This is a genomic window from Actinoallomurus acaciae (assembly GCF_042429965.1).
GTDB lineage: Bacteria > Actinomycetota > Actinomycetes > Streptosporangiales > Streptosporangiaceae > Actinoallomurus > Actinoallomurus acaciae.
The window spans coordinates 1-6,867 of the sequence record NZ_JBHLZP010000432.1 but is presented as its reverse complement, the minus strand read 5'-3'; the positions used below and the strand labels follow the sequence as shown (position 1 = coordinate 6,867).

Genomic DNA, 6,867 nt, shown 5'->3' with positions numbered 1-6,867 from the left:
GGCCCTGGACGCGTACGGCCCGGACTTCTCCTACAGCCACTTCGTCGCGCTGAAGCGCCTCGCGACCGCGGCGCCGCTGACGGCGGGCGCCGCGGGCCTGCTGACCGCGGCCCAGATCCCCCCGGTCCGCGAGTGGCTGCGGGGCCGCATGGGGTCCGGCGAGGGCCCGTCGGAGTCCAGGCGGGCGAGGAGCTGGTTCGAGGTCCACTTCGCGGGCGAGGGCGGCGGGCAGAAGGTCGTCACGCGCGTGCGGGGCGGCGACCCGGGCTACGGGGAGACCGCGAAGATGCTCGCCGAGACCGGCATGGCGCTGGCCTACGACGACCTCCCGAAGACCGCGGGCCAGGTCACGACCGTCGAGGCCATGGGCGACGCCCTGCTCGACCGTCTCCGGCGGGCGGGCATCACCTTCACCGTCGTGGGCCGCCGCGAGTAGCCCGCGGCCCGGCCGAGGACCCCGCAGGAGGTCCATGACGCCGGGCGCCGCCGGCGACCCGGTACGCAGGTGACGCCCATGCCCACGGGGGTGTCCGGCGGGTCGGGGGATATTCGGTCGGGCCGGCGCGGTTCCGCCGATAGGCTTTGAGGGACTTCGCAGCGTGTGCTGCCATACGCCTGTCTCTTGAGGATCTCCATGTCCGACCCGCAGAAAGTTCTCGCCGCTCGCGTCCAGGCCGCCCTCGGGCAGGCCTTCGGGGAGCCCGACGTGGACCCGGCGATCCGGCCGTCGCAGTTCGCCGACTTCCAGGCCAACGTCGCCCTCGCGCTGGCCAAGAAGCTGGGCCGCAAGCCCCGCGACATCGCGGCCGAGCTGGTCGAGCGCCTCGACGTCGCCGACGTGTGCGAAAAAGTGGAGATCAGCGGGCCCGGGTTCGTCAACCTGACGCTGCGGAACGAGTGGATCGCCGGCCGGGCGCAGCTGATGCACGGCGACGACCGGCTGTCCGTCGAGCCCACCGCGACGCCCCAGACGACCGTCGTGGAGTACTCCTCGCCCAACGTCGCCAAGGAGATGCACGTCGGTCACCTGCGCACCACGATCGTCGGTGACGCGATCGCGCGGGTCCTGGAGTTCCTCGGCCACAACGTCATCCGGGACAACCACCTCGGTGACTGGGGCACGCAGTACGGCATGCTCATCGAGCACCTGCTCGACGTCGGCGAGGACTCCGACGAGGGCATGCTGCTGGAGACCGATCCGAACTCCTTCTACCAGGCGGCGCGGGCCAGGTACGACGCCGACGAGGAGTTCGCCGGGCGGGCGCGGCGGCGGCTGGTGAGCCTGCAGGCCGGCGACCCCGAGACGATGCGGCACTGGCAGCGGCTCGTCGACCTGTCCAAGGTCTACCTTCACACGGTCTACGGACGGCTCGGCGTCACGCTCACCGACGACGACATCCGCGGTGAGAGCTTCTACAACGACATGCTCGGCGACACCGCCGACGAGCTGGCCGCGGACGGCATCGCGACGATCAGTGACGGCGCGCTCTGCGTGTTCCCGCCCGGGTTCACCGGACGGGACGGCGGGCCGCTGCCGGTGATCATCCGCAAGAGCGACGGCGGCTACAACTACTCCACCTCCGACCTGGCGACGGTCCGCTATCGCGTGGACAAGCTGACCGTCGACCGGATGATCTACGTGGTCGGGTCCCAGCAGTCGCTGCACTTCCAGATGCTGTTCGCGGTGGCGCGGATGGCGGGCTGGCTGCCCGACGGCGTACGGGCCGAGCACGCCCAGATCGGCAGCGTCCTCGGCTCCGACGGCAAGATCTTCCGGACTCGGAGCGGCAAGTCGATCAAGCTGACCGAGCTGCTGGACGAGGCCGTCGAGCGGGCCGGCGCGGCATTCGACGACGTGCCGCACGACGAGCCGTTCGACGAGGTCTCCCGGCGTGCGGTGGTCGAGGCCGTCGGCATCGGCGCGGTCAAGTACGCCGACCTGTCCGTGGCACGGGACAGCGAGTACGTCTTCGACTTCGACCGGATGATCTCCTTCCGGGGCAACACCGGCCCGTACCTGCAGTACGCCACGGCGCGGATCCGGTCGATCTTCCGCAAGGGCGGCGTCGCGCCGGAGGAGGCCCTCGGCCCGATCGCCATCGGCCATGACGCCGAGCGGGCGCTCGCCCTGCATCTGCTGGGCTTCGGCTCCGCGCTGGAGACCGCCGCGGAGGCCGCCGAGCCGCACCGGCTGTGCGCCTACCTGTTCGACCTCGCCTCGGCCTACACCACGTTCTACGAGAACTGCCCGGTGCTGAAGGCTCCGGACGAGGAGACCCGGGCGTCGCGGCTGGCGCTGTGCGCGCTGACCCTGCACACGCTGTCCAAGGGACTCGAACTTCTGGGTGTTACCACTCCGGAACGCATGTAGCCCCCACTGCGTCGCATAAACCGGGACGATATGCGGCGAGGAGGGCACGTGCACGAGCGAACCGGCAGGCACAGCAGTCTGCTCACGGGCCCGGTGAAGGAGGACCCGTGAGTGACGACTGGTGGGTCGATTACCGGCAGAACCGCCGGATCGAAGAGCTTCAGGGTGAGGTGCAGGCCGCCTACAGCTACGCCGCGTCCCGGTCGCGGGCGTTGCAGTCGCGGCTGTCGCAGGTCCAGGGCACGCTCGAACGCCGTCTCGACCGGCTGGCCAAGTCCTTCGACGCATTCGTCGAGCTGTCGGACCTCCGGCTGGAGATGGCGATGTTCGACCGGGAGTCGGACGTACGGAACCGTACGCGCCGTCTCCTCACCGGCCTGGCGCAGGGCGCCGGCGACCCGCCACCGCTCGACCTGGACGACTGCCCCGGTTACTGGCTGAAGCCGGCGGCCGACGGCCTGGCCGCCCTCGTGCGCGGCGACGACGAGGCGGCGAGGAAGCTCACCGCCGAGGCGATCGCCCTCGACGAGGACCGCACGACGCTGTTCCTCACGCTCGGGCTGGCGACGGCCGGCCGGTACGCCGACGCGGTGCCCTGGCTGTCGCGGTCGCTGCCGTCTCTCGGCACGACGGTGACCGCCGTGCAGCGGCAGCTGTGGATCGCCTGCGCCGACGGCGCGTTCGGCGCGCCGGGCGCCGCGCACATCGAGCGGCGGCTCATCGAAATGATCGACGAGATGCCCGCCGAGGCCACCGACCAGGAGCGCGAGCGCTGGCGTCAGGGGTTCACCGGCAAGACCGACGGCCGCACGGGCCGGGCGCGGTTGCCGCGTGAGCTGCAGAACCAGCCGGGACTGTCCGAGCCCCCCATCATGGCCGGACGCCTCGCCGACCTGCGGAGAAAGGTGGAGGAGGCGATCCAGCCGGTCGACGCGAAGCCGGCCGCCGACTTTGTGGGCCTGCTGATCACCCTGGTGGACGAGGGCGCCCCGGAAGAACGGGAGCTCGTGGCCCGTGCCCGCGAGCTGCGCGAGATCATCGAGACGGGCGGCGCGGAGCGGCCGCCGGCCTGGGACGCGCCCGCCGGTGAGACGCTCGAACTGCTGCGCGGCGACCTGTTCTCCCGGTCCGCCCCCGGCCCGCGCGCGCTGGCGGTGAGGGTGGGCGCACGATGGCTGCGCTCGATCGCCGAGGGCCTGGCCGAGCGTGCGTCCGCGACGCCGCCGGACGCGGTGGACGTGAGCGTGTACGGGCATTCGCTCCGGGTCGGGGTGGCCGGGGCGCCCGCGCTGCCCGAGGCCCAGGCCGCCATCGACGAGGCCGCCGCGATCAGCCCCACGGGTGAGCGCCTCGGCATGGGGGTGGCGCTCGCCGGTGTCCTGGTGCTGGTGCTCACGATCGCGGCCGGAATCGCCGTGCTGGCCGTCGTTTCGGCCGTGATGATCTTCGTCGGCGCCGCGGTCTGGATCAAACTGCGGCTCGATCGGTCGCGGGCCCGCGAGGAGGCGGAGCACAACAAGGAAAGGCTCGCCCGGCAGGTGGAAGCCATTACCGGCGCACTGAAGAACTGTCACACCGTTCACAACAATCTCCGGAAAACCGTGGAGGCCGATCGCCAGGCGATCGTCACCGTCTTGACCTAGGAGATTTACGGGTATTCGTGCCACTGTGAGAGCAACATCCCGGAGGCACGTATGGGCAGGGACGTAGCGGCGATCACCGTCTCCACCGAAGACCGGCGACGTTATCGCGAAAAAGTGCAGCGCTGCCTGGAGGCGTTCGCGGCGATGCTGCGAGACTCCCGGTTCGCACTCGAACCGCCCACTATGGGCATGGAGATAGAGCTCACTCTCGTGGACGACAGAGGACGGCCGGCGATGCGAAACGCGGCCGTCCTCGACGCGATCGCCGATGATCAGTGGGCGACCGAGCTGGCCCAGTGCGACATCGAGGTGAACCTCCCGCCGTTCCCGCTGGCCGCCAAGGCGCTGGGCGCGCTGGAGCAGACCGTGCGCGACACGCTGAACGACGCCGACGTCCGTGCCCGGCAGGAGGGCGCCCGGCTCATGCTGGTCGGCATCCTGCCGACCCTGCGGGAGGCCGATCTCACCGAGGAGACCCTGTCGGCCAACCCCCGCTACCGGCTGTTGAACGAGCAGATCATCACCGCACGCGGCGGCGAGGCCCTGCACCTGGACATCGCCGGACACGAACGGCTCCGTACACACGCCGAGAGCATCTCGCCCGAGGCGGCGTGCACGAGTGTCCAGTACCACCTGCAGGTGGCTCCCGAGGACTTCGGGGCGTACTGGAACGCCTCTCAGATGATCGCCGGCGTCCAGGCCGCCCTCGCCGCGAACTCACCGTTCCTGTTCGGCCGTGAGCTGTGGGCCGAGACCCGGATCCCGCTGTTCGAACAGGCCACCGACACCCGCGCCAAGGAGCTCAGGGAGCAGGGCGTACGGCCGCGTGTGTGGTTCGGCGAACGCTGGATCACCTCGGTCCTGGACCTGTTCGAGGAGAACAGCCGTTACTTCTCTCCCCTGCTGCCCGTGTGCGACGACGGCGACCCTCTGGACGAGCTGGCCCGCGGCGACGCTCCGGGCCTGAACGAGCTCACCCTGCACAACGGCACCATCTACCGCTGGAACCGCCCCGTCTACGACATCGCCCAGGGCCGCCCGCACCTGCGGGTGGAGAACCGCGTGCTGCCCGCCGGGCCCACCGTCGCCGACACCCTGGCGAACGGCGCGTTCTACTACGGCCTCATCCGGGCCCTGGCCGACGAGGAACGTCCGCCCTGGAACCGCTTGCCCTTCGCCGCCGCCGCCGGCAACCTGCGTCGCGGCGCGCGGTACGGGATGGACGCCATGGTGGTGTGGCCGGGCGTCGGCGAGGTGCCGGTGACGGACCTGGTGCTGCGCCTGCTGCTGCCGCAGGCCGCCGCCGGCCTCGACCGCTGGGGCGTCGACGGAGTCGTACGGGACCGGCTGCTCGGCATCATCGAACAGCGATGCCTGGCCCGCCGCAACGGAGCGACCTGGCAGACGAGGACGGTGCGCGCGATCGGCGGGGACCGCCAGGCGGCGCTGCGCCGGATGGTGCGGGAGTACCTCGAGCACATGCACACCAACGCCCCGGTCCACACCTGGCCGATCGGGTAGGCGGCCTACTGGAGGTAGCCCTCGACCTCACCGGCCGGCCGCGACGAGGCGTCGTCCGGGTTCTCACCGGCGTCGCGCCGGGCCCGCCGTTGGCGCAGGAGGTCCCAGCACTGGTCGAGGGCCTCCTCCAGGCTCCGCAGCCGCTGGTGCTCGTCCTCCGCGGCCAGATCGCCCTTCTGCAGGCATTCGCGGAGCGTGTGCTCCTCATCCACCAGGCTGTTGATCTGGCCGAGAATCTCGCTGTCCTGCATCTTCAGATCACCTCAAGACGACAGTCTGACAGCTGCCGTGCCCGCGGCGCACACCGCCGCCGGGCAGGCACGACCCCCGCCACGGCCTCACCGCGACCGCGGTACCATTCCCGACCACCGGCCGGACCGGGCCCCCGTGCGCAGCGGACCCGGCCGGTTAAGGACCGGACCTTACAGCGGGCTGCGGCTCCCGACGAGGCCGTTGAGGAAACCACCCGTGTTCTCCGGCTGCCGGGACGCGGACGCCGGTTGCTCCTTTGGAACCGCCTCCTTCGCCTTGCCGGCCGCCTTCTTGGCGGTCGACCTGGCCTTGGTCGTGGCCTTCTTCGCGGTGGCCTTCACCCCGGACGGCCTCTTCGCCGCCGCCGTGGTGCGCCTCGCCGTCGTCCCCGCCTTCGCGGCGGTCTTCTTCGCCGCGGAGGTCGAACGGGCCGTGGTGGTCCGCTTCGCCGTCGTCCCCGCCTTCGCGGCGGCCGGCGGCTTGATGGCCGAGATGGTCTTGGCCGCGTTGGTGAGCGCATCGGCGGCGGTCATGAGCGCCTTGGTGGCGGTGTTCATCGTCTTCATGGCGGTGTTCATCGCCTGCGCCGAGGACGTCGCCTTGCTCGCCGCGTCGGTCATCTTCGTCGCCGCGGACGACACCTTGGTCGCCGCGGACGAGACTCGCGTCGCGGCGGCCGCAGGAGTAACGGACGACTTGGCGGCCGACGTGGACCGGGTCGACTTCTTGGCGGCCGGCTTGGACGCGCTCTTGCGCGCCGTGCTGCCGGTCGTCTTCTTCTTTGCGGCGGCCGTGGTCTTCTTCGCACCGCCGGACTTCGTACGGCTCGTGCTCGCCGTTGAACGGCGGGCGGACGAACGCGTCATCGTATTTGTGGGCACTGATCCATCCCCCCGTGTCGATCAGCTTCGGGTGGATCTATTCCACAATTGGCGAAGATCTACACGCCTACCGGGTGCCAGACGGTCTTTGTTTCCAGGAATGTGGTCATCCGGACGGTGCCCGGATGGGCCGTCCAGTCGTTTTCGGCGGGGCGCAGGACGCGTTTGAGGTTGGTCGCGGCGGCTTGTTCGCACTGGG

General features: G+C 70.7%; 6 protein-coding genes and 1 pseudogene. 4 read left to right on the top strand and 3 right to left on the bottom strand.

All coding sequences use genetic code 11. The features are described from left to right. From ACFFNX_RS37425 to ACFFNX_RS37410, 4 genes are all read left to right on the top strand, one after another. The coding region (locus tag ACFFNX_RS37425) for a saccharopine dehydrogenase family protein (RefSeq protein ID WP_512699872.1) at window positions 1-436 on the top strand (436 nt) is incomplete at its 5' end. Window positions 437-634: 198 nt separating this feature from the next. Next, complete coding sequence (argS, locus tag ACFFNX_RS37420; RefSeq protein ID WP_378210780.1) at window positions 635-2,371, top strand: arginine--tRNA ligase; 1,737 nt, start codon at window positions 635-637, stop codon at window positions 2,369-2,371. 107 nt (window positions 2,372-2,478) lie between these two features. Beyond that, window positions 2,479-4,014: a hypothetical protein gene (locus tag ACFFNX_RS37415; protein WP_378210779.1), complete on the top strand. Its 1,536-nt coding sequence runs from the start codon at window positions 2,479-2,481 to the stop codon at window positions 4,012-4,014. A gap of 51 nt (window positions 4,015-4,065) precedes the next feature. Next, complete coding sequence (locus ACFFNX_RS37410; RefSeq protein ID WP_378210778.1) at window positions 4,066-5,535, top strand: glutamate-cysteine ligase family protein; 1,470 nt, start codon at window positions 4,066-4,068, stop codon at window positions 5,533-5,535. A gap of 5 nt (window positions 5,536-5,540) precedes the next feature. Here the strand turns inward: ACFFNX_RS37410 and ACFFNX_RS37405 are convergent, their stop codons facing one another. The 3 genes and pseudogenes from ACFFNX_RS37405 to ACFFNX_RS37395 form a co-directional block, all read right to left on the bottom strand. Further along, window positions 5,541-5,786, bottom strand: coding sequence for a DUF2630 family protein (locus ACFFNX_RS37405; RefSeq protein WP_378210776.1), 246 nt, complete (start codon window positions 5,784-5,786; stop codon window positions 5,541-5,543). Between the two features lie 171 nt (window positions 5,787-5,957). Continuing rightward, window positions 5,958-6,653 carry a hypothetical protein gene (locus tag ACFFNX_RS37400; protein WP_378210775.1) on the bottom strand — a complete coding sequence of 232 codons (696 nt, stop codon included), beginning with the start codon at window positions 6,651-6,653 and terminating at the stop codon, window positions 5,958-5,960. Between the two features lie 74 nt (window positions 6,654-6,727). Beyond that, window positions 6,728-6,867 (bottom strand): annotated as a pseudogene (locus ACFFNX_RS37395) (aldehyde dehydrogenase family protein); the annotation flags it as partial.

Coding starts and splice junctions, on each gene's coding strand:
- ACFFNX_RS37400 (WP_378210775.1), bottom strand. CDS start 6,653: ATGACGCGTTCGTCCGCCCGCCGTTCAACGGCGAGCACGAGCCGTACG.
- argS (WP_378210780.1), top strand. CDS start 635: ATGTCCGACCCGCAGAAAGTTCTCGCCGCTCGCGTCCAGGCCGCCCTC.
- ACFFNX_RS37410 (WP_378210778.1), top strand. CDS start 4,066: ATGGGCAGGGACGTAGCGGCGATCACCGTCTCCACCGAAGACCGGCGA.
- ACFFNX_RS37405 (WP_378210776.1), bottom strand. CDS start 5,786: ATGCAGGACAGCGAGATTCTCGGCCAGATCAACAGCCTGGTGGATGAG.